The sequence below is a fragment of the Microbacterium oxydans genome (genome assembly GCF_900095745.1).
Taxonomy (GTDB): domain Bacteria; phylum Actinomycetota; class Actinomycetes; order Actinomycetales; family Microbacteriaceae; genus Microbacterium; species Microbacterium oxydans_B.
Map to the genome: position 1 here is coordinate 373,165 of NZ_FMIR01000015.1, position 25,376 is coordinate 398,540.

At 67.1% G+C, this 25,376-nt stretch carries 24 protein-coding genes; 14 read left to right on the forward strand and 10 right to left on the reverse strand.

The features are described from left to right. Positions 1-667: 667 nt before the first annotated feature. Positions 668-3,796 carry a type ISP restriction/modification enzyme gene (locus tag BQ2383_RS09825; protein ID WP_140403330.1) on the forward strand — a complete coding sequence of 1,043 codons (3,129 nt, stop codon included), beginning with the start codon at positions 668-670 and terminating at the stop codon, positions 3,794-3,796. A gap of 335 nt (positions 3,797-4,131) precedes the next feature. Here BQ2383_RS09825 and BQ2383_RS09830 read toward each other — a convergent pair whose 3' ends face one another. After that, positions 4,132-4,746 carry a MerR family transcriptional regulator gene (locus tag BQ2383_RS09830; RefSeq protein WP_091033114.1) on the reverse strand — a complete coding sequence of 205 codons (615 nt, stop codon included), beginning with the start codon at positions 4,744-4,746 and terminating at the stop codon, positions 4,132-4,134. Between the two features lie 70 nt (positions 4,747-4,816). Between BQ2383_RS09830 and BQ2383_RS09835 the strand changes: the two genes are divergently transcribed. Beyond that, positions 4,817-5,326: a DUF4188 domain-containing protein gene (locus BQ2383_RS09835; RefSeq protein ID WP_091033116.1), complete on the forward strand. Its 510-nt coding sequence runs from the start codon at positions 4,817-4,819 to the stop codon at positions 5,324-5,326. Positions 5,327-5,357: 31 nt separating this feature from the next. Here the strand turns inward: BQ2383_RS09835 and BQ2383_RS19355 are convergent, their stop codons facing one another. Then, entirely contained in the window at positions 5,358-5,516 is a 159-nt protein-coding gene (locus BQ2383_RS19355) for a hypothetical protein (protein ID WP_167381593.1), read from the reverse strand. Positions 5,517-5,821: 305 nt separating this feature from the next. On the opposite strand from BQ2383_RS19355, the gene BQ2383_RS09840 reads away from it, so the two are divergent. Beyond that, the gene (locus BQ2383_RS09840; RefSeq protein WP_091033117.1) at positions 5,822-6,034 is read left to right on the forward strand and encodes a hypothetical protein; all 213 of its coding nucleotides are present in this window, start codon (positions 5,822-5,824) and stop codon (positions 6,032-6,034) included. Positions 6,035-6,113: 79 nt separating this feature from the next. Next, positions 6,114-6,299 carry a hypothetical protein gene (locus BQ2383_RS09845; RefSeq protein WP_091033120.1) on the forward strand — a complete coding sequence of 62 codons (186 nt, stop codon included), beginning with the start codon at positions 6,114-6,116 and terminating at the stop codon, positions 6,297-6,299. A gap of 33 nt (positions 6,300-6,332) precedes the next feature. Here the strand turns inward: BQ2383_RS09845 and BQ2383_RS09850 are convergent, their stop codons facing one another. Next, positions 6,333-6,902 carry a TetR/AcrR family transcriptional regulator gene (locus BQ2383_RS09850; RefSeq protein ID WP_244175974.1) on the reverse strand — a complete coding sequence of 190 codons (570 nt, stop codon included), beginning with the start codon at positions 6,900-6,902 and terminating at the stop codon, positions 6,333-6,335. A gap of 75 nt (positions 6,903-6,977) precedes the next feature. Here BQ2383_RS09850 and BQ2383_RS09855 point away from each other — a divergent pair, with 75 nt between their 5' ends. Continuing rightward, on the forward strand, positions 6,978-7,979 hold the full coding sequence (locus BQ2383_RS09855; RefSeq protein ID WP_091033126.1) for an SDR family NAD(P)-dependent oxidoreductase: 1,002 nt from the start codon (positions 6,978-6,980) through the stop codon (positions 7,977-7,979). A 127-nt stretch (positions 7,980-8,106) separates the two neighbouring features. On the opposite strand, the gene BQ2383_RS09860 is transcribed toward BQ2383_RS09855, so the two are convergent. Then, positions 8,107-8,400 (reverse strand): hypothetical protein, encoded by a 294-nt coding sequence (locus BQ2383_RS09860; protein WP_140403331.1) that lies wholly within the window; start codon positions 8,398-8,400, stop codon positions 8,107-8,109. Between the two features lie 163 nt (positions 8,401-8,563). On the opposite strand from BQ2383_RS09860, the gene BQ2383_RS09865 reads away from it, so the two are divergent. Beyond that, positions 8,564-8,947 carry a VOC family protein gene (locus tag BQ2383_RS09865; protein ID WP_091033133.1) on the forward strand — a complete coding sequence of 128 codons (384 nt, stop codon included), beginning with the start codon at positions 8,564-8,566 and terminating at the stop codon, positions 8,945-8,947. A gap of 15 nt (positions 8,948-8,962) precedes the next feature. Here BQ2383_RS09865 and BQ2383_RS19225 read toward each other — a convergent pair whose 3' ends face one another. Then, on the reverse strand, positions 8,963-11,611 hold the full coding sequence (locus BQ2383_RS19225; protein ID WP_140403332.1) for a BTAD domain-containing putative transcriptional regulator: 2,649 nt from the start codon (positions 11,609-11,611) through the stop codon (positions 8,963-8,965). Positions 11,612-11,686: 75 nt separating this feature from the next. On the opposite strand from BQ2383_RS19225, the gene BQ2383_RS19230 reads away from it, so the two are divergent. Further along, entirely contained in the window at positions 11,687-12,517 is an 831-nt protein-coding gene (locus BQ2383_RS19230; RefSeq protein WP_140403333.1) for an alpha/beta fold hydrolase, read from the forward strand. On the opposite strand, the gene BQ2383_RS09880 is transcribed toward BQ2383_RS19230, so the two are convergent. The 5 genes from BQ2383_RS09880 to BQ2383_RS09895 form a co-directional block, all read right to left on the reverse strand. Next, positions 12,500-13,435 carry a hypothetical protein gene (locus BQ2383_RS09880; protein ID WP_140403334.1) on the reverse strand — a complete coding sequence of 312 codons (936 nt, stop codon included), beginning with the start codon at positions 13,433-13,435 and terminating at the stop codon, positions 12,500-12,502. The genes BQ2383_RS19230 and BQ2383_RS09880 overlap by 18 nt on opposite strands. A gap of 97 nt (positions 13,436-13,532) precedes the next feature. Further along, complete coding sequence (locus BQ2383_RS19360) at positions 13,533-13,691, reverse strand: hypothetical protein (RefSeq protein ID WP_167381594.1); 159 nt, start codon at positions 13,689-13,691, stop codon at positions 13,533-13,535. Between the two features lie 35 nt (positions 13,692-13,726). Then, on the reverse strand, positions 13,727-14,491 hold the full coding sequence (locus BQ2383_RS09885; protein ID WP_244175975.1) for a 3-keto-5-aminohexanoate cleavage protein: 765 nt from the start codon (positions 14,489-14,491) through the stop codon (positions 13,727-13,729). Positions 14,492-14,493: 2 nt separating this feature from the next. Continuing rightward, positions 14,494-14,721: a DUF2188 domain-containing protein gene (locus BQ2383_RS09890; RefSeq protein WP_091033142.1), complete on the reverse strand. Its 228-nt coding sequence runs from the start codon at positions 14,719-14,721 to the stop codon at positions 14,494-14,496. 95 nt (positions 14,722-14,816) lie between these two features. Beyond that, the gene (locus BQ2383_RS09895; RefSeq protein ID WP_091033145.1) at positions 14,817-16,004 is read right to left on the reverse strand and encodes a MalY/PatB family protein; all 1,188 of its coding nucleotides are present in this window, start codon (positions 16,002-16,004) and stop codon (positions 14,817-14,819) included. A 241-nt stretch (positions 16,005-16,245) separates the two neighbouring features. Between BQ2383_RS09895 and BQ2383_RS09900 the strand changes: the two genes are divergently transcribed. From BQ2383_RS09900 to BQ2383_RS09930, 7 genes are all read left to right on the forward strand, one after another. Then, positions 16,246-17,268: a LacI family DNA-binding transcriptional regulator gene (locus BQ2383_RS09900; protein WP_091033147.1), complete on the forward strand. Its 1,023-nt coding sequence runs from the start codon at positions 16,246-16,248 to the stop codon at positions 17,266-17,268. 104 nt (positions 17,269-17,372) lie between these two features. Then, entirely contained in the window at positions 17,373-18,254 is an 882-nt protein-coding gene (locus BQ2383_RS09905; protein ID WP_167381595.1) for an ROK family protein, read from the forward strand. Beyond that, a complete protein-coding gene (locus BQ2383_RS09910; RefSeq protein ID WP_091033152.1) occupies positions 18,251-20,089 on the forward strand; it encodes a class I mannose-6-phosphate isomerase in 1,839 nt (612 codons plus the stop codon). Before BQ2383_RS09905 ends, BQ2383_RS09910 begins: the two co-directional genes overlap by 4 nt. A 141-nt stretch (positions 20,090-20,230) precedes the next feature. Then, complete coding sequence (locus BQ2383_RS09915) at positions 20,231-21,499, forward strand: ABC transporter substrate-binding protein (protein WP_091033153.1); 1,269 nt, start codon at positions 20,231-20,233, stop codon at positions 21,497-21,499. Between the two features lie 7 nt (positions 21,500-21,506). Further along, a complete protein-coding gene (locus tag BQ2383_RS09920; RefSeq protein WP_029263960.1) occupies positions 21,507-22,382 on the forward strand; it encodes a carbohydrate ABC transporter permease in 876 nt (291 codons plus the stop codon). Next, on the forward strand, positions 22,382-23,194 hold the full coding sequence (locus tag BQ2383_RS09925; protein WP_091033156.1) for a carbohydrate ABC transporter permease: 813 nt from the start codon (positions 22,382-22,384) through the stop codon (positions 23,192-23,194). Before BQ2383_RS09920 ends, BQ2383_RS09925 begins: the two co-directional genes overlap by 1 nt. A gap of 27 nt (positions 23,195-23,221) precedes the next feature. Next, positions 23,222-25,342, forward strand: a complete 2,121-nt coding sequence (locus BQ2383_RS09930) for a hypothetical protein (RefSeq protein WP_208617650.1) — start codon at positions 23,222-23,224, stop codon at positions 25,340-25,342. Positions 25,343-25,376 lie beyond the last annotated feature (34 nt).

Sequence of the window (25,376 nt, forward strand, 5' to 3'; positions counted from 1 at the left end):
TACTCCGTTCGTCCTTGAACACGCTTGGATCCAGACGATAGCGGAAGGTACGTTCTCCGGGTTGGACTACTTCATCGCTACGGAGATCCTTGCGGGCTTGTTCCAGGTGATCCTCGGGTGCTCGACGCCGCGAAAGCTGATGCGGTTCAGTCCCTGAGAGCGCCACGGTCGGAATCGCGAACGTGCTGGCGATCTTCGTGTTCAGCTCACAGTTCCCGCAACTGATCGACGTGCGCGCGGATCGCCAGGTGTGCGCTGCGGCCGCGCCGATGCGACGGGCCTATCCCGCTTCCACGACGCGATCCCCTGTGGTGTCTGTCGTAAGCCGGCAGCCTTCCCATTTCTGGGGCGCGACGAGTGCAAGACGCGGTCTGGAATCCGCGCGATGTGACCCCGTTGCCGACTTGAAACTCGGCAACAGGCGCCGCCAAACGCCAGGGGGCGGCTCCGCTCCCCCGTGGCGACGCCTCCCCGGTGCGGCATAGCGTCTTCCCGTCTATATGTTTTTGTCTACTGTTCCTCGCGAATTCTTCAGCCCCGCATCCTGCGGCGCCTCGTCGCTCTAGCAACGCAGAGCGTCGCAGAGCACGAGTGCAGCGCTACGGAGACGGCCGACCGGTCTCGTAAGAGTCGAGATGTCGGAGGGGTGGATAGACTGACGCTCACCATGAACACCTCTCTGCGTGCCGCCCTAAACACATACTGCAAAGAACTTAGCAGTCAGTACGCGACGGGACACGCGAAAGAGCATGCGTATCGCCCCGCGCTGAAGACGCTCATGGAGGCGTTCGAGAACATCATCGCTATCAACGATCCGAAGAAATCGGAGCACGGCAACCCAGACTTTGTATTCCTCCAGAAAGACAATCCGGCGATTGTGCGGGGGTACGCTGAAGCAAAAGACGTCGATATCAAACTCGACAGCGTAGAGGGGTCCGAACAGATGGAAAGGTATCGCGGTTACGCAAACCTGTTTCTGACCAACTACCTCGATTTTCGATTTTATCGCAACGGCGAGAAATACAAGACCATCGTGATTGGATCCCGCACGAGCACAGGGCTCGCATTTGACGCGGAAGCGACCGAGGCACTGATCCGAGAAGTATCTGAATTTGTAGCTTTGCCCCCAGAGAAAATAGCATCTGGCCGCCGCTTGGCCACGCTTATGGGCGCCAAGGCGCGACGACTCCGGGACGACGTTGACGATTTTGTGAAAAACGGCGACGACGAACTTAGCAAGATCATGCAGATGATCAAAGACCGGCTTGTACCGGACATCGACGCGCCGAAGTTTGCGGACATGTACGCACAAACGCTTGTTTACGGACTCTTCGTTGCTCGATACGCAGATAGCACTCCTGCAACCTTTTCGCGCCAGGAAGCCAGAGATCTCGTACCAAAATCAAACCCGTTCCTGCGGGCCTTTTTCGACCACATCGCGGGCGCCGAGTTCGACGACAGACTGGGGTACATTGTCGACGAGCTTTGCGCAGTCTTCCGCGTTAGTGATGTCGAAGACATCGTAACCAAGCATCTTAAGGTGTCCGAAGTAACTAGGTCCGAGAAAGACCCGATCATACACTTTTATGAGGACTTCCTCGCCACCTACGACCCGAGGATGAAACGAGCCATGGGCGCGTACTACACGCCGGTTCCCGTGGTGAGGTACATCGTACGCCGAGTGGACGAAGTACTAAAGCAGCATTTCGGGATATGTGATGGACTAGCGGACACAGAAAAGCTCTCCTACACCCCGAAGACCAGCACACACCCGCTTACCGCGGAAGCCGAGGCCGCTCGGGTTGAGTCGGCCGCTGAGGTGGATCTTCACCGAGTGCAATTGCTCGATCCGGCCGTTGGAACTGGCACCTTTCTAAACGAGACGATCAAGTACATCCACACGCAGTTCGCTGATCAACAAGGGCGTTGGCCGAAATACGTCGACGAGGACCTACTCCCGCGCGTGCACGGGTTCGAGCTGATGATGGCCCCTTACACCGTCGCTCATCTCAAGCTTGGAATGACGCTTACCGAGACCGGTGCCCCGAAGAGCGCTGCACGCGTGAACGTTTTCCTTACTAATACTCTCCAGGAAGGTCTAGCCGCTGAACCGGGTCTGCTTGAGTTCGGCCTGTCCGAAGCCGTCACGGAAGAAAGCCAGCTCGCCGCGGACGTGAAGACCAATCAACCGATCATGGTTATCCTGGGAAACCCTCCCTACTCAGCCAGTAGTAACAACCGCACGAAGTTCGCGAACAAGCTAGTCGATAAATACAAAGTTGAGCCCGGCGGCCTGGGTAAACTTGACGAGGAAAAGACCTGGCTCAATGATGACTACGTGAAGTTCCTATCTTTCGCTGAGGGCATGATTGCGGCTAACGGAACCGGCGTAGTTGCGATGATCACGAATAACGGCTACTTGGATAATCCCACGTTTAGAGGGATGCGCTGGCATCTGCTGCGGACGTTCGACGACATCTACGTGCTTGACCTTCACGGTAATGCCAACAAGGGAGAAGTCGCACCCGATGGCTCAAAGGATGAAAACGTATTCCCGATACGCCAAGGTGTCGGTATCATCATCGCGGTCAAGACGACAGGTAGTGCTGACCTGGCGACGGTTCATCACAGTGAGCTTTGGGGCAAGCGTGCCGACAAGTTCGCGGCCCTGATCGATCACGAGATCGAATGGCAGGTGCTTGACCTCGATCCAGAGTTCCTCTTTTTCGTTCCCCGCGGGACCAACGGAAAAGAGGAGTACGATTCCGGGATCCCAGTCGACAAACTCTTCCGCGTCGGTTCAACAGGAATTGTCACCCGCGGCGACAGCTTCATAGTCGATACGCACAAGAGCGTCATCGAGGACCGCGTGAAAAAGCTCACGAGGGGTGGTTACGACGCGGCCGCGATGACTGAAGAGTTTGGATTGGGAGAAGCCTACGCGCCCTGGGTGCTTGCCAATCGCGGCGCACTAAGCTTTGATAGCAGCAAACTCATCCCAATTGCGTACCGACCGTTCGACCATCGTTACACCTATTTCAGCAATAAGGTCCTCTGGCGATGGCGCGAAGAGGTCATGAAACACTTTCTACAGGAAAAGCGACCTAACGTCGGCCTCGTGACTACGCGGCTACAGAAGACAAACCCCGGAGCGTTCGTCAGCAATATGCCGATTGGGCACAAGGTGTTCAACTCGTACGACTCGAACTCGCTTTTTCCACTTTATGTATTTGCGAGCGACGGAACGATGGAATCCAACCTCGACCCCACTCAGGTAGCCGCACTCACGGCTGGGCTATCCACGCCTCCTTCCCCGCAAGAGATCTTCGACTACGTGTATGGCGTCCTCTACACGCCGAAGTTCCGAGAGGCCTATGCGGAACTGATGGTGTCAGGCTTCCCGAAGATACCTAAGCCGACTACGGACGGCTCCTTCCGCAAGATCGCTGAGCTCGGCGCACAGCTTCGCGAGCTCCATCTGCTTTCGGAAAAGCTACCGACGACGACGACGTTCCCAATCGTTGGCGACGACGTGGTACGCACCGTTACTTACAAGGACGGAGCTGTCTGGATCAACACCACGCAGTTCTTCGGGAATGTCAGCGAGGCAGCTTGGTCTCAGTTCATCGGTGGCTACCGACCGGCGTATCAGTGGCTTCAGGATCGTCGCAGGAAGTCTCTGTCTAACACCGATTTCACTCAGTACCAACAGATAGTCGCCACGCTTGAGGCGACAGCGCTGGCTATGAATGAGCTAGATGCAGCGTCTCCGGACTACATCGGAGCAGTCGAGTAGCTACGCGCCACGCGCTAGCTAGGAGTTCTCCGTGGCATCGATCCCTTCCGGCGACTCCACCAACTTCCGTCACATGCACGGCATACGCCATCCGCCGACCGCCACCGCCAACCGCATCCACTCGCCCGCGCACACAATTCGATCCCGACCGCTCCCGCGTTCTCGCCAGCTGCTCCCTCCTCCGAGCTCCCGGAATCGGCACCGCACCTTCCGACAAGACCTACGCGAGCGCCACCTGCACGACTGTCGCCCCGCGCTCACGTGCAAGCTCGTCGACCTGCTCCACCGGCCGGCGGGTTCGACGCCAACGTCTCGGGCCGGAAGCGCGGCAGCCGCTAGTCGGGCTGTGTTCCAAACCGCTCCCCCGAACTGACCTGCTGCGCCACCCGCCGCAGCGCCAACAACAACGGCTCCACCAGCACCGACCCCAGCACCACGTACCGCACCGCGGCTTCCGCAGACTCCCCCGGCACCCCCGCGATCTCCGCATCCGCAATCCGTCGCATGCTCGCGAGGTACTCCGCCATCGCCGCATCCGGAACGGTGAACCCGACGCGCTCCAACCCCTGCAGCGCCCGCGCGACCGCGTACAGCACCGCCTCGTCACACATCCCCGGCTTCCACCCGAGCCCTGCCACAAGGGCCTCCGCGTCCGTCAGATCCAAAGACTCATCCACCGGCGGAGTGATCGCCGCATGCGCCATCCCGAGCAGGTTGTGCGCATTCTCCGGCGGCTCATCGAGCGCGGCCAGCACCCGCCGCGTCTCGGCGATGCTCACCCCCGCGTCGAGCAGCGCCCGGATCACCCGTAACCGCTCCACGTGCCGCTCGCCGTACGCGGCCTGAGTCGGCGCACTGCGCTCACCCTCGGGCAGCAGCCCCTCGCGCAGGTAGTACTTGATCGTCGGCACGGTCACGCCGGTCTGGGCTGACAGTTCGGAAATTCTCATGGCCACCTCTTGACTTCGATAGTAGCGCTATCCATTATCGATAGTGAAGCTATCTAACCAAGGAGTCATCATGTCGAAAGTCATCACGGGCCGCATGACCCACCGCCACGAGGGCGAGCTCGTCGTGTTCCACATCGGGATGCAGATCAACCGCTGGTGGCGCCCCGACTTGTGGATGCCGGCCTTCTTCGCCATGCCGGGGATGCTGCGCGAACTCAGCACCGACCCCGACTCGGGCATGCTCGGCTACCACCTGCTCTTCGGCTCGGGCGGACCCTACGTCGTGCAGTACTGGTCATCCGTCGACAAGCTCTACGCCTACGCGTCCAGCCCGAACCAGGAGCACCGCCCCGCCTGGACCGCCTTCAACCGCGCAGCCCGCAAGGCTCCGGGAGCGGTGGGCGTGTGGCACGAGACCTTCCGCGTCGACACCGCCGAGAGCGTGTACGTCTCGACGAAGCCGATGGGGCTGCCGAAGGCGACGGAACTCGTCGAGGTGCCGCGGCGTCAGGACCGGGCGCAGGCGCGGTTCGCCGAGGGGCGGACGGCGGCGCAGCCTTCGGCGAGCGTCGAGCAATAGTCCGTCGATCGAACCTTGACCCGCTGCCGGCTCATTCCACGGAAGAACTCGGCGGCCCCGGCCGCTCCGGCCTGCGCCGCAGGAAGAACCGAACGATCCCCCGCACGACGAAGAACACGATCGCCAGGATCACGACGAGAACGACCACACTGATGAGGAGGCCCCACCAGCTGAACATCGACCCGGTCATATTCTCGCGCTCCTCAGGAAAGGCCGAACGAGGCAGATGAGACCACGATGACCGGCGGCATACCCACCGATCAAAGCACATGCCCGCGGGCACCTGGGGTATTTCGGCGGCGGCCTGGAGGGGCATCCGTGAACGTACCGCGGCGCAATGAGCGAGCACGAACTCCGTCCCCCGATAGGCGGACAGACACGGCGCTCCGGACAGCGATAACGTCGAACAGGTAGAGCGGGTTCGATCGACGAAGGAGCAATGATGACGATCTCCGAACTCTTCCCTGGGGAATCCACAGCGAAGGCGATGATCTCGTGACGACTCAACGTGTCCGCGGCACGGCGCTCGAGCGTGCGAGCGTCGTGGCGATGATCCTCGTCGGCGGCGCGCTTCCTGTCGCCGCCAATCTGCCCCTGTTCCAGGACGTCGTGTGGGTGTTCTGGCTCGCAGGCCTCGCACTCATCGTCGGCGCGCTGATTCTGGTGGTGAGCATCAACTGGCGCGGACGACGCTCCAGCGAATCCTGATCCCGGATCCGAGATCCCAGAGCTGATTCGCGATCGCTGCCGCCGCTGCCATCATGCTCGCCCGTTGGAGAATCTAGGTATGAGCTCTGTGTGGATCGTGTTCGATGACGAAGATGATGCGGGAATCTACGGCGTCTTCGACAACCCTGAGGAGGCGGCGGCCTTCGCGGAAGAGATCAAGCACATGTCCTCGAATGGCATGAAGTATGCGGAGTACTCGGTGCCATGGCGCCTGACAGACAAGGCCACTCGCATAGAGATGTGACGACAGAGCGGTAGCCCGAAGTTCGCCGTTCACCTACCCCGCAATCCCCCGCAGCAACCGCACCACCGTCTCCTCGACCCGCTCCGCACTCAACGGCTGCCCGATCAGCGCGAAGTACGACGCCATCGCGATGAACTGATCCGCGATCGCGGCAGCATCCACATCCGCCCGCACATCCCCGTCGGCACGCCCGCGCGACACCCGCTCGGCCACCCACTCGCGGATCGGCGCCGCCAGCCGCTCGTTCAAGACCAACCCGAGCTCGGGATCAGCCGCCGTCACCTCGATGAGCGCCCGCGCCAGCGCAACGCCCTCGGGTCGAGCCAACCCGTCAGACATCGCCGAGAACCACGCCCGCAGATCCGCCCCGAGGTCGGCCGTCATCGGCACCGACACGTCCGCACCCGGCAGCGTTCCCTCGAGCAGCGCCTCACCGAGGATCGCGGCCTTCGACGGCCACCACCGGTAGATCGTCTGCTTCGAGACCTCCGCCGACTCGGCGAGACCCTCGATCGTCACGGTCTCGTACCCGTCTGCGGCGAGCGCACGCCGCATCGCCTCCAGCACGGATTGGCGGGCTTTTTCACTACGAGGACGGGGCACCTTTCGAGCGTACTCAGGCGTACACTGGAATATAAGTAGACGCACCGTTGCGAAACTCGAACAAGGAGAAAGAGCATGGCCCTCACCGCACACTCCACCATCGGCGACTGGATGAACGACCCGACCGGCGGGCCCCTCATCCGCGCACTCTTCGAGCAGACCGGCGCCGACCCCGAACTCCTCACCCCCGTGCTGGGCCTGCCCCTGCAGCAGCTCGTCGCGATGAGCCAGGGCCAGCTCCCCCAGTCGGTCGTCGACGACCTGGTGCGCGCGGCCAACGGCGGCGAGATCCCCGAAGACGACGCCTCCGAGGGTTGGAACGAGAAGGTCACCTCCGGCCGCTTCGCCGGCAAGACCGTGATCGTCACGGGCGCCGCCTCCGGCATCGGCAAGGCCACCGCCTCGCGCATCGCCCGCGAAGGCGGACGCGTGATCGCCAGCGACATCGCCGCCGAGAAGCTCGACGCCCTCAAGGCCGAGCTGCCGAATGCCGACATCGTCACGGTCGCCGGCGACCTCACGAAGCAGGACGCGATCGACGCCGTCATCGCCGCCGCGGGCGACCGCATCGACGGCCTCGCGAACGTCGCCGGCATCAACGACGACTTCTCCCCCGCGGGCGAGACCCCGGATGCCGTCTGGGACCGCGTCATCGCGATCAACCTCACCGCTCCGTTCAAGCTCATGCGCGCGGTCATCCCCGTCATGGAGGCCGCCGGTCGCGGCGCCATCCTCAACGTCTCGAGCGAAGCCGGCCTGCGCGGCAACGCCTCGGGCAACGCCTACACGGCCAGCAAGCACGGCATCATCGGCGTCACCAAGTCCGCGGCCTTCATGTACGGGCCGAAGGGCATCCGTGTGAACTCCGTCGCCCCGGGCGGCGTCGCCACCGGCATCCCCATGCCCCCGAACATGTCCGAGTACGGCTCCGGCCGCCTGGCTCCGTTCCAGCAGGCGATCCCGACCGTCGCGACGGCCGAGCACCTGGCGGCATCCATCACGTTCCTGCTGTCGGACGACGCCGTGAACATCAACGGCGCGATCCTCGCCTCCGACGGCGGATGGTCGGTGCAGTAACCCGCACCCGCGAAACCAACGCCCCCGCCGACCCGAACGGCGGGGGCGTTTCGCGTATCCGAGGCAGACCCTTTCGCCACGCCACGACGAGTGCCTCGACCGTGCCCGCCTCGCGGCGGAGCGATGTCTACGAGTAGGTCAAGCCGAAGAAGGTCGACCCGAGCATGAGGGTCAGGACGGCGACGATCGCGCTGACGGCCCGCACCCACGCCGTTCCGCGGCGCACGGCGACCACACCGGAGAGCACCGCAGCGACCATCGTCGCGAAACTCAGGGAACGGATGGCGAGATCCGGCAACACCGCCGCTGTCGCGATGCCCGCAAGAAGTGCGAGAACGGCAGCGACCGCAGGGACCACGAGACGACTGACCACGTGCGGTCGGGTGCGGATGACCCCACTCCTCTGCTCCGAGACACTCATGCTCACTCCCCCCCCATCAGCCTGACAATCGACGCGGCCAGGATCCCATGTCGTCGGCGCGGTGGCAACAGGCGGTCATGGTGGGACGCCGAGGACTCCGCACCCTATCGACCCGGATACAAGGGGACTGAGGCCCGCACTCGGCGCCCCTACACTCGACCGCATGCTGAAGCTCGCATCGATCGTGATCCGCGTGAACGATCTCCCCGCACAATCCCGCTTCTGGAAGGCCGCCCTCGACTACGTCGAACGCGACCCGGCGGAAGACGACTGGGTCGTGCTGAAACCCCGCGACGCCGACGCCCCCTGCATCGCCCTCGACGCGCACCACTCCGAACGCGTGCTGCCGCCGCGCATCCACCTCGACATCTACGCCGAGGACCAGGCCACCGAAGTGCGCCGACTCACCGGGCTGGGCGCCCGCGAGGTGAACTGGGACAACCGCCCGGCCGACGCGGACTACGTGATCATGGAAGACCCCGAAGGTAACCGGTTCTGCATCGTCGACCGCCCCGACTGGGCGGGATGGGAACGCGCGGGCGACTGACAGCCGCTCACCGCCTCACACCCGGGCGAGCGACTCGGCCATCTCGACCAGCTCGTCCATCTCGCAGAGCAGCCCGGAAGCATACGACCGCCGCCACTCCTCGGCCGTGAGCCCCTCGCGCACCCGACGGCGATACAGCTCGAAGTCGGCGGGCTCGTTAGCTCGAGGATCGAATCCGTAGCGCCTGCCGATCGCATCGACGGCTCCGATGATCCGCGCCCCCGTCGCATCCGCACCGAGCGCGGCCGCCGCACCCGCAGCAACCGAGACGGCGATCAGGAGCGACACCGGATCACCGCCGGCAGCGCTCCGCCGCACCGCGGGCAATAGCGTGGCCATCGCCGCCGACCCCTGACGCAGGTCGAGCTGAACCTTCGCCGCCACCACCGGAGCCATGAGCATGACCCACTCGTGACCGCATCGCGACGCGAGCGCCCCGGCACGACCCAGCAACTCGATCGCCTCCCGCGATCGCCCCGACGCCCGCTGCACCTGACCGGTGATGAGCAGGATCATCGCCGCCGCCGCATCCGGCATCTCATCGACGTCGGCGAGCGCGACCGCCACCTGGGCCACCGGGTCACCCGCTGGCTCCGGACTGAGCGTGAAGAGGTAGGCGGAGAACGCCGCGGCGAGTCCCCGCAGCGCACGATCTCCGGAAGCTTCCGCCGGGATCCGCGCAGCCGAGATCCACGTCGCCGCCTCGGACATCTGACCCAGTTGATACGCGAGGAACCCCCTCGTGAGACTCAGCGCCGCCTCGAGGGAAGGAGCGGCTGACAGCGCCGACGCCCGGCGCACCATCTCGAGCAGCTCCTGCTGCCTCCCCGCCCGCACGCCGAACCAGAGCAGACCCCCGGCGATGGTCGCCGCGGTCTCCCCGTCGTCGGCGAGCACCGCGGAGTCGAACGCGGCCACGACATCCGGCCACTCGATCCGCAGCCGAGAGATCACCGCCCCGGATCCCTCGGCCGTCAGAGCGACGGATGCCTCCGCAGCCTGCGACGTGAACCATGCGCGATGCCGCCGATGCCACTGCTCATCCAGAGTCTCACCGCCCGCGGCGGCCCGCCGGATGAGCGGAGACACGCGGAAGACCGGCTCCGCCTCTCCCTCCTCCGCTGAGACGAGCGAGAACGACACGAGCTGATCGAGGTCGCGATCACGCGGCCTCTCCCCGCACACGGCCGCGGCGGCACCGCGGGTGAACGGCGCCGCGAACCCGGCGAGGCAGCGCAGAGTGTCGTGCTGCTCGCTCGTCAGGAGCGCCAGTGACGACCGCAGGGCCGCGGCCAACCGCGGTTCGCCGGCCTCCTCCGACCGGTCGATCTCGCGCAGCATCGAATCGCCGACCTCGGCGAGCGGCATCACGGCGGTCCGCGCGGCCGCCAGCTCGATCGCCAGCGGCAACCGGCCCAGCATGTCGACGAGCCGGCCGATCGTGACGGCATCCGCCGCGCGCGCCGCCGGAGGGAGCCTCGTCTCGAACAGCTCGTGCGCGTCCGCCGCGGGCAGAGGATCGACCCGCAACACACTCTCGCCGGGAACGCCGAGTGTCCGCCGCGACGTCGACAGCACGGCGAGTCCGCGCGCCCGCGCGAGTACGGCTACAGCGACGGCTGCCACGCCGACACTCGCCCCCTCCGCCCCGTCGATGACGAGGATGCCGCGCCGGTCGGCCAGATGCTCCGCGATCGCTTCCGGCGCCGCATCCGGGGCACCGACGGCAGACGCGATCACCGGCGCGACGGTGCCATCGACCTCGTCTCCGACGTTCACGAACCAGATGTAATCCTCGCCGGCGACCGCGTCACTGCCCAGCCAATCGACCGCGAGCCTCGTCTTGCCCGCCCCCGCGGCGCCCGTCAGTGTGACGAGGCGGGCGACATCGAGCGCGGCCGTCAGCGCCGCACGCTCCTCCCGACGCCCCACCATCGGGGCGATCGGCGCCGGCACACCGAACATGCGCCCCGCGTGCGCCGCGAGGTTCGATACCGGGTAAGCGCCCCGGCTGCGATCACGCTCCGACGCGGTGCTCCCGCCCAGGCGCGCCAGCGCTCGATCCCCCGCGTCGGCCCGCGCCCGAGCCGTGTGCAGCAGAGCCAAGACGTCGTCATCATCGGGATGAGCGGCCCGCAGATTCTGCAGCGTCACCAGTGCCCGCGCGTTGTCGCCGGCATCCAGGTCGGCACGAACACCGAGCAATCGCACCCTGTCGACGACACTCCGCACCCGCGCGCGAGCGAGAGCGGCGAAGGGCGGATCGCCGATCCCCTGCAGCGGCGAGCCCCGCCATCGCAGCAGCAGCGAACGCACCTCTTCGGAGTCGAGCGGGGAGGCCCCGGCCACGACATCCTCCAACGCCCAGAGGTCGACCTGCATCCCGGGACCGTCGACGAGACGGTACCCACCCCTCCCACCTTCGAGCCAGGCGCCGAGAGGCGTCGCACGCAGTCGCGACATGTACGCCCGGGCGGTCGTCCGCGCCTGCGCGGGCGGCTCGGCCCACAGGTCGTCGATGAGGTCTTCCAGAGCGACCGGCGCTCCGCGTTCGAGAGCGAGCCGAGCGATGACAGCGCGCGGAAGCGCACCCCCGACCGGCACCCGCTCGCCGTCGACGGACGCCTCGATCTGGTCGAGAAGCTGCACGCGCGCGGTGGCCACAGCCGATCATTGCACGAACGTTGCACTCGGTCGAGAGCCAGGATCGAGGCATCCTTCGAGCCCCAGGCTGGAGACATGAATCACACAGATGCCCCTGTTCAGACCCGGTTCCGCACCTCGCTCGGCGACATCGCAGCGACCGTCATGGGCAGTGGCCCCTACGCGGTTCTGTGGCACGGCATGTTCGTCGACGGCGACTCCTGGGGTTCAGTCGTCGAGGCACTCGCCCTGCACCGGACGCTCGTCGTGCTCGACGGCCCCGGTTACGGCGCGAGCACACCGCTGTCGCGGGTGAGTTCGATCGAGGAGTGCGCGGAAGCCGGCGCGCAGATCATCGAGCAACTCGGGGGAGACGGACGAGTCGACTGGGTGGGTGCGGCCTGGGGTGGTCACGTGGGGATGACCATGGCCGCGCTCTTCCCGGACACCGTCCGCTCCCTGGTCGCGGTGAGCTCGCCGGTGGAGCCGATCGACCCGGTGTTCCGGATCAAGCTCATCATCGCCAACCAGATCCTGGCCCACTTCGGACCCATCGCCCACCTCCGGCACGTGATCCACGATGCCCAGCTGATCCCGCCGCACGCGAAGGACCGATCGATGACTGCCGTCATCGATCACGCCCTGAACCGCGCCCCGCGTCGCAGCATCGCCGCCACCGTCACATCGTTCATCATCAACCGCGGCGATGCGTCGCACCGCCTGCCGCGCATCGCTGCGCCCACGCTGCTGGTCACCGGCGACGACCGCGGCGAATGGACGCCCGATGTGATGAACGCCGCCGCCAATCGGATACCGGACGCCAGGACGCTCGTCATCGAGGGCGCACGCACTCTCGTGCCCGTCGAACAGCCCGCAGAACTCGCGGCCGGCATCGTGGAGTTCTGGCAGTCACTGGATGTACGCTGAGTTCTCCGGCACGACCGCCGGCGTCCGATCCCGCTCCACGACCATCCGCACCACCGTGCCGACGACGCCGATCACGAGGGCAACGATCACCGGCTGCCACACCTCGGCGAGCACCATCGGGAACACCTGCACCGACGCCTGCATCATCTCGGGGATGTTGCCGTCGAGCACCCGCATGCCCAGTCCGTACTGGATCGCCGTGAACAGCGCCGGTACGACCCACACCGCAAGGAGACCTGCGACCCAGACCACGATCCGCCAGGCCGGCCGCACCCCGCACCACACCAGCGCCGCACCGACGACGATCGCCGGCAGCCAGGGCGACAGATAGGGCAGGAACACCGGCGGGAAAGCCTCTCCCGTGACGGCCACGAAGCACCGGCTCACCCAGTCGCCGAACGGCACCGCCGCGAGCACGACACCGAGGGCGACCACCCCGACCGAGCGCCGCGAGGTCATCCAGAAGCCCAGCTGCGCGAGGAGAATCGCCGCGATCACCCCGCCGAGGAGACCGGCGAAGTACAGCATCACTCGACTGTCACCCCCGCGACCCAGCCCGAGCCCTCCGGCCAGGACGGCGAAGCTCTGCACCACCGCGATCACGTGCACGAGCAGCACCCCGAGCGCCGCCGGCCACACGGCGACCGCACGACGGCGCGCCACGAGATGCACCGCGAACCCGGCGAAGACCCCGCCGAGCAGCAGCACCGAGAAGAGCAGCGTCGCGAAGTACTGACTCAGCGGCAGCAGCACGAACGGCATGTCCTCCGGCATCGTCGCCGCCGCCCACAGGTTCTGCAGCGGAAGGATGCCGCCGCCGATCAACCACGGCAGAATCCCCAGCACACCCCCGCCGACGCCGATCACGAAAGGCAGGGCGCGAGCGCGCGCGTCGACGGGTGGCGATATTTCGGTCATGGGGAGACGTTGGCATACGGATGCCGACACCGCGGGAAGGCGCGACCGTATTCACCGGCAGACGACGACACCGGTCGCCTGGCGATCCGGCCGGCGGTCAGACCTGGCCGGGTCGTCCGTCTCGCGCCATCGCCTGCCGGTGCGAGGTGAGCGCCGCACGCACGGCCGAGTAGATCACCAGCCATGTGACGAGGATGCCGATGAGGATGAACGCGAGGTTCATGAGGAGGAAGGGGAGGAGCGAGTCGCCGAACATGGCCTCAGGATGCCGCAGTCACGCCGCCCCGGGCGTCAGACTCCCCGCATCCGCTGCACAGCCGCCCGCACCAGCGCCGCATTCCCCGGCGCACTGCTGCCGTCGGGGAGCAGCAGAGTGTCTTCCAAGCCGATCCGCGAATCCAGACCGAGCTCGACCGCGAGGTCGAACACCGGCCACGTCGAACCCTCTTCACCGTGCAGCAGAACGGGCACGTCAGGCTCCTCGAGCGCCACGTGCGCGATCATCCCCTCGGCATGCTCGCGCACGGTCTCGGCCGGTTCATCGGGCAACTCGATCAGCACCCGCAGGCACCGGTCGCGCACGGGCGAACGCTTCCACACCTCGAACCCCGCCGCATCCCACAACCCCGCCTCGACCGCCACCCCGCGTCGCATCAGCAGGGCCGCCACCTCGTCGGCACCGGATTCATGCCAGTTGACGGATGCGTGGTCGGGCAGCTCCGTCCACGACTCGATCGCGGCCAGGCGACGCTCGACATCGGGCTCGGCCCATTCGCCGGTCGTCACTCCGACCGGCACGCCCGGCGCGGCTTGACGCACAGCCCACACCCACCGCGCCACATCGTCAGCGGCCAGGCTGTCGCGGCCGGAAGAATCCTTCGGGTGCACATGCACCTCGCGGGCGCCGGCGGCCACGGCCCGTGCGGCATCATCGGCGACCACGGCCGGGTCGAGACTCAACCACGGATGCTCCGCCGGATCCCTGGCGCCGTTGACACATGCCTGCAACAGCATCCGCCGCTCGGAGTCGGCTGCGCGTGCACGTTCAGACGGCACGCTCATCCGATCAGGTCGCGCGGGTGCCGCTCGTACGCGCTCTCGTCTTTCGAGGGACCCTCCTCGGTGCGCACCGTATGCCCGACCTGGCGTGCCATCGCCGCACCACGAGCGGCCTTCACCGCATCGGCCTCGGTCTCGAAGCTCGCGCCCAACGTCTGCGATTCGCCCTCGATGCGGTTGAACCAGATGCCATTGCGATGGAAAGTCTCGATATCACCTGCGGCCATGCGGGATCCCTTCTCTCGACTCCCTTTCTACGGCACACGACCGACACCAGCAGAGCCCCTTGACACCCTCCGCAGAGGTGTCCGACCCGGTCGCCTCAGCCGCCGAGGCCGGCCCGCCGCACCGCATCACCCATCGCCGCGAACGCCTCTTCGAGGATCGGACGCGGGGTCGCGAACACGACCCGGACGAAGCCCTCCGCCCCACGTCCGAGCAGCCGTCCCTCGGTGAGCACGACCCCAGCCTGCTCGCGGAAGAACTCCGCCGGCGGACCGGGGATGCCGAGCGCACGGGTGTCGATCCAGCCGATGTAGGTGGCGTCGGGCACCCGGTACACGGCGCCGGGCAGATGCTCCGCCACCAGCGAGGCGAGCTCCCGCCGCGACCCGTCGAGGTACTCGAGCACATCGGAAAGCCAGGGCTTGCCCTCGCGATACGCGGCCGTCGACGCCACGACACCGAGGGTCGACGCCCCGTGCTGCACCGCGAACCCGAACCGCTTGTACAACTGCTGATCCGCGTCGTTCGAGGTGATCAGCTGTGCGGTCTTCAGCCCCGGGACGTTCCACGCCTTCGACGCGCTCGTGCCTGTCACGGTATGCGCGGCCGTCGCCTCCGACACCGACGCGTACGGCACGAACGGTGCGCCGTCGTAGCGCAGCGGCGCGTGGATCTCATCCGCGAACACCCGGCCGCCGTGCCGCTCGACGATCGCGGCGATGGCCTCGAGCTCATCACGACCGACGATCGTGCCGGTGGGGTTGTGCGGGTTGCAGAGCACGAGCGTCCGCGCCCCCGCGGCGAACGCCTCGTCGATGCGCTGCAGGTCGTGCTGCCAGCGTCCGTCGACCTCGACTCCGGGGACCTCGATCACCGGATGCCCGATCGCCGGCAGATATGTCAGGAACGGCATATATGCCGGAGTCGGCACGATCACCGGCGAGCCAGCGGGTGCATACTCCTGCACCGCGACCCCGAGCGCGGCCATCACATCCGAGACCGGATGCACGCGCTCCGGGTCGACAGCCCAGTCGTACTCGCTCCGCATCCATCCGGCGGTGGCCTCCCCCAGCTCCGCGGCCTGCGGCGGTGAGAGGTACCCGAGGTTCTCGTCGTCGACCGCCCGGTGCAGCGCCGCCGCGATCTCGGGCGCGATCCCGAAGTCCATCTCCGCCACCCATGCCCCGATACGACCGGGGTGCAGACTCCACTTGCGGCTTTGCGGCCTGTCGAGGAACAGGCGGGTGCGTTCGTCGAACGGATGCGGGGAGGCGTGTGCGGTCATGGTCGTGGGTTCGCGCCGGCTCAGCCGACAGCGTCCGTACAGGACAGGTGAGGGGCACAGATCTCGGGCACGGGAAACTCCATTCACAGCGGGGTCCGACCAATCTACGGACGCCCCGCCCCGGTCGCACTTCGCGTTTCCATCCGTGACGACGGGCGCGGCATCCCGCGACGGCCCCGCGGATCCCGGAGCCCGCTGGTAACGTTCCCTAGATCGCACGCACGACATCCGGAGGGCAGTGATGAGCGAACGAGCGCGCCGCCCGACCGTGAAAGAGGTCGCGACCCGAGCGGGCGTCAGCCCCATGACCGTGTCGCGCACGCTCTCGGGCGGGCTCAACGTCAAGCCCGACGTACAGCAGCGCGTCATGGAAGCCGTCGCCGAACTCGGCTACCACCGCAACGAGAACGCGCGCAGCATCCGCCCCGGCCACAGCAGCGGACTCATCGGCGTCGCGATCACGAACATCGCCAACCCGTACTACAGCACCTTCGCGCTCGGCGTCGAAGAGGAGGCCGCGCTCACCGGCCGCCGCATCCTGCTCGGCAACACGTCGGAGGATGCCGCGCGCGAAGCCGACCTCGTCGGCGACTTCCTCGGCCGCCGCGTCGACGGACTCATCGTCGTGCCCGCCGGCCCCACTTCGGCCCACCTCGCGCACTCGCAGAGCCAGGGCGTGCCCGTGGTGCTCGCCTCCCGTCGCATCGACGGACTCGCGGTCGACAGCGTGGTGCTCGCTGACGACGACGGCGCGTACCGCGGAACGAGCGCACTCATCGACCACGGCCACACCCGCATCGGCTACCTCGGCAACGCGCTGTCGATCTTCACCGGCGAGCGTCGGTACGCCGGGTTCGTGCGTGCACTCGAAGAGCGCGGGCTCGCCGTCGACCCGAGCATCGTCGCCGCCAACCAGCAGACCGTCGACCAGGCCCGCGAAGCCACGCGGGCACTGCTCGGCGCGGAGCATCCGCCCACCGCGATCTTCTGCGCTAACAACCGCAACGCCATCGGTGCGCTCAAGGAGATCAGCGCCCAGCTCAACGCCGGATCCCGCGCCGCGGCCGACTTCCCCGAGATCATGAGCTTCGACGACTTCGAGCTCGCCGAGTTGTCCCCCGTGCCGATCAGCGTGATCGACCACGACCCGCGCGAACTAGGCCGCACGGTCACCCGCCTGCTGCTCGACCGCCTCGACGGCGGGGACCGGGACGCCGCGCCCCGCGAGGTCGAACTCCCGGTGTCGCTCCGCTCCGTGCGCTGAGTCCGGAACTCCCCATATCCGGCCGGGTGTTGACACCCCCACACCTCGTTGATAACGTTACCAATCATCGACGACGCAGTCGGATGAGGCGACGAGGAGGCCGGATGGAGCTGTGCATCGATTTCGGGGGCACCGAGATCAAGCTCGCCGTGATCGACGGCACCCGTGTCGTCGCCTCGGGCAGCATCCCCGTGCTCGGCAGCCCGGCCGACCTGGCCGCCGCCGCCACCGAAGCCCGCCGGCTCCTGACCGAGACCACCAGCCCCGCGGATGCCGTGGGCATCGCCGTCCCGGGCGTCGTCGACCCGACCAGCGGACGGATGCTGCACGCCAACGCCAAGTACGACTTCCTCGAGGGCCTCGACCTGAACAGCTGGGCGCTCACCGAGTTCAGCCTCCCCGCCGTGGTCGAGAACGATGCCAGGGCCGCCCTGATCGGCGAGACCTCGACGGGCAGCGCAGCCGGCGAGGGCGATGCGGTGCTCGTCACCCTCGGCACCGGCATCGGCACCGCGGCCATGATCGACGGCATGCCCCTGCGCGGACGCACCGGGCACGCCGGCATCCTCGGCGGACACCTCACGGTCGACCTCGACGGACCGATCTGCCCGTGCGGGAACATCGGCTGTGGCGAGGCGCTGGCGAGCACCTGGGCGCTCCCCTCCGGCACCACCATGACCGAGGTCTTCACGACCGACGCGCACCCCGGCATCCGCGACCGCTTCCTGCACGTGTGGGGCGCGGTCGTCACCTCGCTCGTGCACTCGTACGACCCGGCGGTGGTGATCCTGTCCGGCGGGATCCTGCGCGCGGGCGACGCGGTCCGCGCCCCGATCGAGGCCCACGTGCGCGCACACCTCTGGCCCTCGATGACGCCGCCGCACTTCGTCGTCCCGCCCGAGCCCGAACTCTCCGTCGCCCGCGGACTCAGCGTCCTCGCCCGCGCCACGACCATTCACACCGCCACACCGCAGGAGGAACAGTGACCACCCCGATCAGCGACATGCACGAAGGGCACACGACCCGAGGTCGCTACGACACCCAGCCCACCGTGGCGCTCCCCCCGGGCGAGCGCATCCTCCGCGGCACCGAGGGCTGGACCGACGCCGCCGAGCTCGCCGAGGCCTGCGCCCGCGTGACCGGCACCGCCCCCGTGCTGCTCGTCGATGCGTATCCGGGAGTCGACGTCCCCGCCCTCACCACCGCAGTGCGCGACGCCCTGCCCGACTGGACCGTCGTCGACGTCGAGACCGCCGCCCTCCCGGTCGCCGAGGTCGAGCAGCTGATCGCCCCGAACCTCACCGACGACCGCGTCTTCGGCGTGATGAGCCACTTCACCCTGACCGACTTCTACGACGCCGCGAAGCTCGACACCCTCGCCGGCGGCATCACCCAAAGCCCCACCGTCGTGATCGGCTGGGGTGCCGCGCTCCTCGCCCCGCGCCTCGACGGCGCCTCCGCGACCGTGCTCGTCGACATGGCCCGCTGGGAGATCCAGCTGCGCCAGCGCAAGGGCGCCACGAACTGGCGCGCCGACAACGCCTCGGAAGACAACCTGCGCAAGTACAAGCGCGGCTTCTTCGTCGAATGGCGCGTCGCCGACCGACACAAGCGCAGCCTGTTCGACACGGTCGACTTCGTGCTCGACGGCAACGCGATCGCCCCGGCCGAACAGCATCCGGACTCCCCCGAAGCCGGCATGATCACCGGAAACGCGTTCCGCCAGGCACTGAAGGATGCCGCGCATCGGCCGTTCCGCGTCGTGCCGTTCTTCGACCCCGGAGTCTGGGGCGGCCAGTGGATGAAGAACCTCATCGGCCTCGACCCCTCGAAGGACAACTACGCGTGGTGCTTCGACTGCGTGCCCGAGGAGAACTCCCTGCTGCTCGAGGGAGAGGGCGGCGTGATCGAGATCCCCGCCCTCGACCTGGTCTTCCGCCGCCCGGTCGACTTGCTCGGCGCGAAGACGTTCTCGCGCTTCGGCGCCGAGTTCCCGATCCGCTTCGACTTCCTCGACACGATGGACGGCGGCAACCTCAGCCTGCAGGTGCACCCGCTGACCGACTACATCCAGAACACCTTCGGCATGCACTACACGCAGGACGAGAGCTACTACATGCTCGACGTCGGCGACGATGCGGTGGTGTACCTGGGCACCAAGGAGGGCATCGACCGTACCGAGATGCTGCAGGATCTGGCGACGGCGCAGGACGGCGAGCATCCGTTCCCCGCCGACAAGTACGTCAACTCGTTCCCGGCCCGCAAGCACGACCACTTCGCCATCCCCGCCGGGACCGTGCACTGCTCGGGCGCGAACTCGATGGTGCTGGAGATCTCGGCGACGCCGTTCATCTTCACCTTCAAGCTCTGGGACTGGGGCCGCGTCGGCCTCGACGGCATCCCCCGCCCCGTGCACCTCGACCACGGCGCCCGCAACATCCAGTGGGACCGCGACACCACGTGGGTCGGCGACAACCTCCTCGGCCAGGTGAAGACCATCCGCACCGAGGGCGACGTGACCGAGGAGAGCACGGGCCTGCACGAGCTCGAGTTCATCGAGGTGCGCCGGCACTGGTTCACCGAGGGTGCCGACCACGACACCGAGGGCACGGTCAACGTGCTCAACCTCGTCGAGGGGGATGAGGTGCAGGTCGTCAGCCCGACCGGCACCTTCGAGCCCTTCGTCATCCACTACGCCGAGACGTTCATCGTCCCGGCCGCAGTGGGGGCGTACCGGATCGAGCGCACGGAGAACTCGCGCAGCGCCCGCTTCGCGACCGTCAAGGCGTACGTGCGCGGCTCGCGCACGAGCGACAACTGAACACGGAAACCGCACACAGCAACCCGAATGCAGCACCCATCGCGACGGATTCCCGCGGGAATCCCTTGCACCGCACTCATCACCTTGGTACCGTGAAACCAGATTTCTGGTAACGATACCAAACGAACAAGGGAGTTCTGAATGATTTCGCGACGCACGATCGCCGCTGCCGCGGCCGGTCTCCTCCTCGGCACCCTGGCCCTCGCCGGGTGCTCCGGCGACTCCGGATCCGGAGACGCCGGAGAGGTGACCGGCACGCTCAACTTCTACACCGACAAGGCGGCGTGGAAGCCCGACTTCGAGTCGCTCAACGAGGTCAGCGGCGAGGCCGTCAACATCACCCTCAAGACCACCGGCTACTCGGACGCGAACCAGTACGACGCCTTCATCAAGCAGTCGTTCCGCACCGACAAGTCGCCCGGCCTGTTCACCTGGCACACCGGCGACTCGCTCAAGCAGCTGGTCGACGAGGGTCTGGTCGCCGAGACCACCGACATCTGGACCAAGGCCGTCGACGAGGGCTGGGTGAGCGAAGACCTGCGCGACAGCTACACCTACGACGACAAGCAGTACTGCGTGCCGATGAACATCGCCTACTGGATCATGTTCTACAACAAGGCCGCCTTCGCCGACAACGGCATCGAGGTGCCCACCAGCTGGGACGAGCTGAACGACGCCGCCGAGACGCTGAAGGATGCCGGGGTCACCCCGTACTACCAGACCAGCGTGCTCTTCACCTTCCAGTGGTTCCAGCACCTGGTCGCCTCGACCGACCCCGACCTGTACGCCGGGCTCACCACGGGCGACGTCAAGTACACCGACCCCGAGATCGTCGACGTCATGAACGTGTGGCTCGAAGAGCAGGAGGCCGGCTGGTTCAGCGACGCGGGCAGCACCACCGATCCCGCGGTCGGCCTCAAGCAGGGCGACTACGCCATGATCAACTTCGGCACGTTCTTCGCGGGCAACCTCGAGGGCGCGGGCATGACCACCGACGACTACGGGATGTTCGCGATCCCGGCCGTCAACGACGACCTCGACGCCACCCCGGTGGCCGTCGAGTCGGGCCCGATCTGCACCGCCGAGAACTCGAAGCAGCGCGACCTCGGTCTCGCCTACGCCGAGTGGTGGATGTCGCCCGACGCGCAGACCGCCTGGAACGACGCTCATGGCGACGTGGCGTTCAACCCGAAGGCGAAGGTCGCAGACCCCGCTCTCGCCGAACTCGGCACCACGATCGCCGGCGACGACTACATGCTGTACGACCGGTTCTTCGAGGCCATGCCGACCGAGATCGTGACCACCGCGATCGAGCAGTTCGGCGCCTTCAACGCCAACCCCGGCGACCCGATGCCGTTCCTGGAGAAGATCCAGGCCACGGCTGACAAGTACTGGGCAGAGCAGGAGTAAGCGTCGGATGGCGCATCAGAAGTCGCCGTACCAGTGGTCCGCCCGGGGCTTCATCGCCCCGGGCGTGATCCTGGTCGCGATCCTGCTCTACCTCCCCCTGCTGTGGACGGTGTTCCTCAGCTTCACGAAGTACAACGGCCTCGGCAGCCCCGACTGGATCGGGCTCGACAACTACGTCGAGATGTTCACCGACGGCGACTTCGTGGGCTCCGCGATGAACACCGTGCTCTGGGTGATCGGCACCCTGATCATCCCGGTCGGCATCGGCCTGGCGATCGCCCTGCTCACCTGGAACCTCGGCGGCGGCATCTGGCTGCGCCTCCCCTTCCTCATCCCCTACGCCCTCTCCGGCATCGGCGTCGGCGTGGTGTGGTCGTTCATCCTCTCCTCCGGCGGAGCACTCGATCAGGCCCTCGCCGCCTTCGGCGTGACCGACCCGCCGCGGTGGCTGCTGGATGCTCCGCTCAACACGATCGTCATGATCATCGCCTCGTCGTGGCAGGGCGTCGGCGTGAACGCGCTGCTGTTCACCATCGGCCTGCAGGCCATCCCGAAGGAGCCACTCGAGGCCGCCCGCATCGACGGCGCCGGCGGCGTGCGCCTGTTCACCAGCATCCTCTGGCCGATGCTCCGCCCGCTCACGGCGGTGGTCGTCGGGCTCTCGATCGTCGCGAGCCTGAAGACCTTCGACATCGTCTGGGGCATGACCAAGGGTGGTCCGGGCACCGTCTCGGAGACCCTCGCTCTGACGATGTACAAGGAGACGTTCGTAAACAGCGACTACGGACTCGGCTCGGCGATCGCGGTGTTCCTCACCGTCATCACCCTGGTCGCGTCGGTGCTGTACCTGCGTCAGCAGCTCTCCCCGAAGAAGGAGATGTGATGTCGAAGATCATCCGCACCGCCGTCCTCGTCATCCTCGGAATCGTGTGGCTGCTGCCCGCGTACCTCCTCGTCGTGAACGCGATGAAGGACCCGATGACCTTCACCTCGAAGGAGTCGTGGATCCCCACCGAGTTGCACCTGTTCGAGAACTTCGCCGACGCGTTCGAGCTCTCGGGCCTCGGCGACAGCATCCTCAGCACCCTCATCTACTCGATCGTCTCGCCGACCATCGCCGTGCTCGTGGGCGCCGCGGCCGGGTACGCGATCGTGGCACTGCGGCTCAAGCGCGGCTTCCTGTGGTTCGTCGTGATCTTCGGCGGCACGGTGTTCCCGCTGCAGATGGTGCTGCTGCCGCTGTTCGATGCGTACTCGCGCATCGGGCTCTTCGACACCCGCGTGGGCATGGTGATCATCTACACGGTGATCTCGATCCCGTTCTCGGCTTTCGTGATGCGCAACTTCTTCACCGGCGTCGCGCACAACGTGTTCGAGGCCGCGGTGCTCGACGGCGCCACCACCTGGCGCATCTTCGTGCGGCTGTACCTGCCGATGGCGTCGAGCGCGCTGGTCGCGATCTTCATCCTGCAGGCGACCTTCGTGTGGAACGACCTGCTGCTCGGCCTCACGCTCAGCCAGTCCGACGACATCCGCCCCATCATCACGACCCTGTCCGGCATGCAGAGCACCTATGGCGGCGCGCAGATGTCGGTCGTGCTCGCCGCGGCCGTGCTCGTCTCGCTCCCGACCGTGATCCTGTTCCTCTGCACGCAGCGGTTCTTCGCCAAGGGCCTCGCGCTCGGCCAGTACTGACCACTCTCCCGCCCCTCGAAAGGCATCATGCATCCGCTCATCCCCACCGTCGAGGACCTCGCCGCCGATGCGGTCACCCACCATTACGACGACATGATCGCGCCGACCGGCCTCACGAACATGTTCGGCACCGTACGCGTCGACCACGACCTGACCGCGATCAGCGCCGTGCAGTTCCCGCCCGTGTCGCAGGGGCTCACCCAGACCGCGGTGCTGTTCGTCGACGGCCGGCTGTTCGCCTCGTACGGCGTGCCCGTCACGCACGAGTGGCGGGCGGACCGGGTGGTGCGGCGGGCGACAGTCGGTGAGCTCGAGATCGAGACGACGACGGTGTGCGTGCCGGGGAAGACCGCGGTGGCGATCGACATCGCGGTGCGCAACACCGGATCGCAGGATCGGGAGGTGCGGATCGGGCTCTCAGCAGCCGCCCGGGTCACTCGCTCGCAGGAGGCCTGGCTCGACGCCGAGTCGCCGTCCGAACGCGACACCGCGACCGTCGACGGCGAGCGCCTGCTGTTCTCGTCGGCGGATGCGGCGGCCTGGAGCGCGCAGGGCCTGACGGGCGGATCGGCGGCGCTGAGCGGGGTGGCCTCGCTGCCCGAGGCGTTCGACACCGGCATCGGCGGGAACGGCCGCGGCGGCGAGCTTTCGGTGGCGCTCGCCGTGCCGGCCGGGGGCGTCGCGCGCACCGCGTATGTGCAGGCGGTCGGGATCTCCGCTGCGGATGCGGCGCGCACCTACGACGCCGTGATCGCCGACGTGCCCGGTGCGATCGCCGCGGCCGAGGAGTTCTGGAACCGGCAGCTGCACGCCGCCTTCGACCCCGACGACGGGGAGTTCTCCGGGGCGCTGCCCGTGCTCGAGACGGCATCCGCGCCGCTCCGCCGCCTGTACTGGTGGGCGGTGCTCGGCGTGATCTGGTTCCGCCGCGACTTCGCCGGGAACGTGCTCGGCCGCTCGTACGACACCCTCATGCCGAACTACTGGGGCACCACCACGTTCATCTGGGACTACAGCCTGAGCTCGGTCAGCCACGCGCTGCTCGACCCCGCCGAGATGCGCAACCAGGTGCGGCACTGGATCTCGCTCGACATCCACTCGCACTTCGGCACCTCGTCACTCACCGGCGGGCCGGTCGGCCGCTGGTACTCCGTCAACGACTACGCCATGACCCGGCTCGTGCACGACTACGTGCGCTTCACCGGCGACACCGCGTTCCTCGACGAGATCGTCGGCGATCAGACGGTCGCCGAGTCGGTACGGCAGTGGGCGATGGCGTGGAAGAAGTTACGCGCAGGCACGGCCCTCGCCGATTACGGCGAGATCGACAACCTGCTGGAGTGCGTCAGCTCGTACACGCACGAGGTCGCAGGCCTCAACGCCGCGAACGTCTGGAGCATGCGGACGGCCGCCTCCCTCGCCGAGCTGCGGGGTGATTCCGCCGGCGGCAGCGAGCTGCGCGCGGAGGCCGACGCCCTGCTTCCTGCCGTGATCGAGCGCTACCTTCCCGGTCAGGGCATCTTCGCCGCAGGACAGCCCGACGGCACGCTGCTGCCGGTGCGGCACTGCTACGACTTCAGCGTGGTCGGCACGACGATCGCCGACGACCTCGCCCCCGGCATCCGCGACGAGATGGTCTCGTTCTTCCAGCGTGAACTGCAGACCGACAACTGGATGCGCGCGCTCTCGCCCTGGGACCCCGACGCCAGCTACAGCCCACGCCCCGACCACCAGTGGAACGGCGCCTACCCCGCCTGGCCCGCGGATGCCGGACGCGCCCTGGCCGCCCTCGGCGCTCCCGAGGTGCTCACCTCGTGGGTCGAGGGGTTGTCGCGCACCGCGAACCAGGGCCCGATGGGGCAGGCGCACTTCGTGGAGGAAGCCGTGCCCGGGATCAACGGCGGCGCGCGCAAGGCTCCGCCGCAGCTGCCGTACATCATCGACTGGTCGTGCTCGTCGTCGGGCGCCTGGGTCGAGCTCGTGATCGAGGCCCTGTTCGGCGTCTCGGTCGGGGCCGACGGCACGGTGCGCGCGGCCGGCTGCGTCGCCGCACTCGACCCGCACGCGGTGCTGCGCGGCCTGCGCGTGGGCGAGAAGACCTACGACATCGACGCCTCGGGAGGGATCACCGAAACCCCCGGGCGCTGAGCACGACCAGCTTTACCCCACACGAACACGAAGG

Coding starts and splice junctions, on each gene's coding strand:
- BQ2383_RS19230 (WP_140403333.1), top strand. CDS start 11,687: ATGAATCACACAGATGCCCCTGTTCAGACCCGGTTCCGCACCTCGCTC.
- BQ2383_RS09890 (WP_091033142.1), bottom strand. CDS start 14,721: ATGGCCGCAGGTGATATCGAGACTTTCCATCGCAATGGCATCTGGTTC.
- BQ2383_RS09905 (WP_167381595.1), top strand. CDS start 17,373: ATGGAGCTGTGCATCGATTTCGGGGGCACCGAGATCAAGCTCGCCGTG.
- BQ2383_RS09880 (WP_140403334.1), bottom strand. CDS start 13,435: ATGACCGAAATATCGCCACCCGTCGACGCGCGCGCTCGCGCCCTGCCT.
- BQ2383_RS09915 (WP_091033153.1), top strand. CDS start 20,231: ATGATTTCGCGACGCACGATCGCCGCTGCCGCGGCCGGTCTCCTCCTC.
- BQ2383_RS09830 (WP_091033114.1), bottom strand. CDS start 4,746: ATGAGAATTTCCGAACTGTCAGCCCAGACCGGCGTGACCGTGCCGACG.
- BQ2383_RS09925 (WP_091033156.1), top strand. CDS start 22,382: ATGTCGAAGATCATCCGCACCGCCGTCCTCGTCATCCTCGGAATCGTG.
- BQ2383_RS09825 (WP_140403330.1), top strand. CDS start 668: ATGAACACCTCTCTGCGTGCCGCCCTAAACACATACTGCAAAGAACTT.
- BQ2383_RS09920 (WP_029263960.1), top strand. CDS start 21,507: ATGGCGCATCAGAAGTCGCCGTACCAGTGGTCCGCCCGGGGCTTCATC.
- BQ2383_RS09835 (WP_091033116.1), top strand. CDS start 4,817: ATGTCGAAAGTCATCACGGGCCGCATGACCCACCGCCACGAGGGCGAG.
- BQ2383_RS09895 (WP_091033145.1), bottom strand. CDS start 16,004: ATGACCGCACACGCCTCCCCGCATCCGTTCGACGAACGCACCCGCCTG.
- BQ2383_RS09855 (WP_091033126.1), top strand. CDS start 6,978: ATGGCCCTCACCGCACACTCCACCATCGGCGACTGGATGAACGACCCG.
- BQ2383_RS09845 (WP_091033120.1), top strand. CDS start 6,114: ATGAGCTCTGTGTGGATCGTGTTCGATGACGAAGATGATGCGGGAATC.
- BQ2383_RS19355 (WP_167381593.1), bottom strand. CDS start 5,516: ATGACCGGGTCGATGTTCAGCTGGTGGGGCCTCCTCATCAGTGTGGTC.
- BQ2383_RS09900 (WP_091033147.1), top strand. CDS start 16,246: ATGAGCGAACGAGCGCGCCGCCCGACCGTGAAAGAGGTCGCGACCCGA.
- BQ2383_RS19360 (WP_167381594.1), bottom strand. CDS start 13,691: ATGTTCGGCGACTCGCTCCTCCCCTTCCTCCTCATGAACCTCGCGTTC.
- BQ2383_RS09860 (WP_140403331.1), bottom strand. CDS start 8,400: ATGAGTGTCTCGGAGCAGAGGAGTGGGGTCATCCGCACCCGACCGCAC.
- BQ2383_RS09865 (WP_091033133.1), top strand. CDS start 8,564: ATGCTGAAGCTCGCATCGATCGTGATCCGCGTGAACGATCTCCCCGCA.
- BQ2383_RS09930 (WP_208617650.1), top strand. CDS start 23,222: ATGCATCCGCTCATCCCCACCGTCGAGGACCTCGCCGCCGATGCGGTC.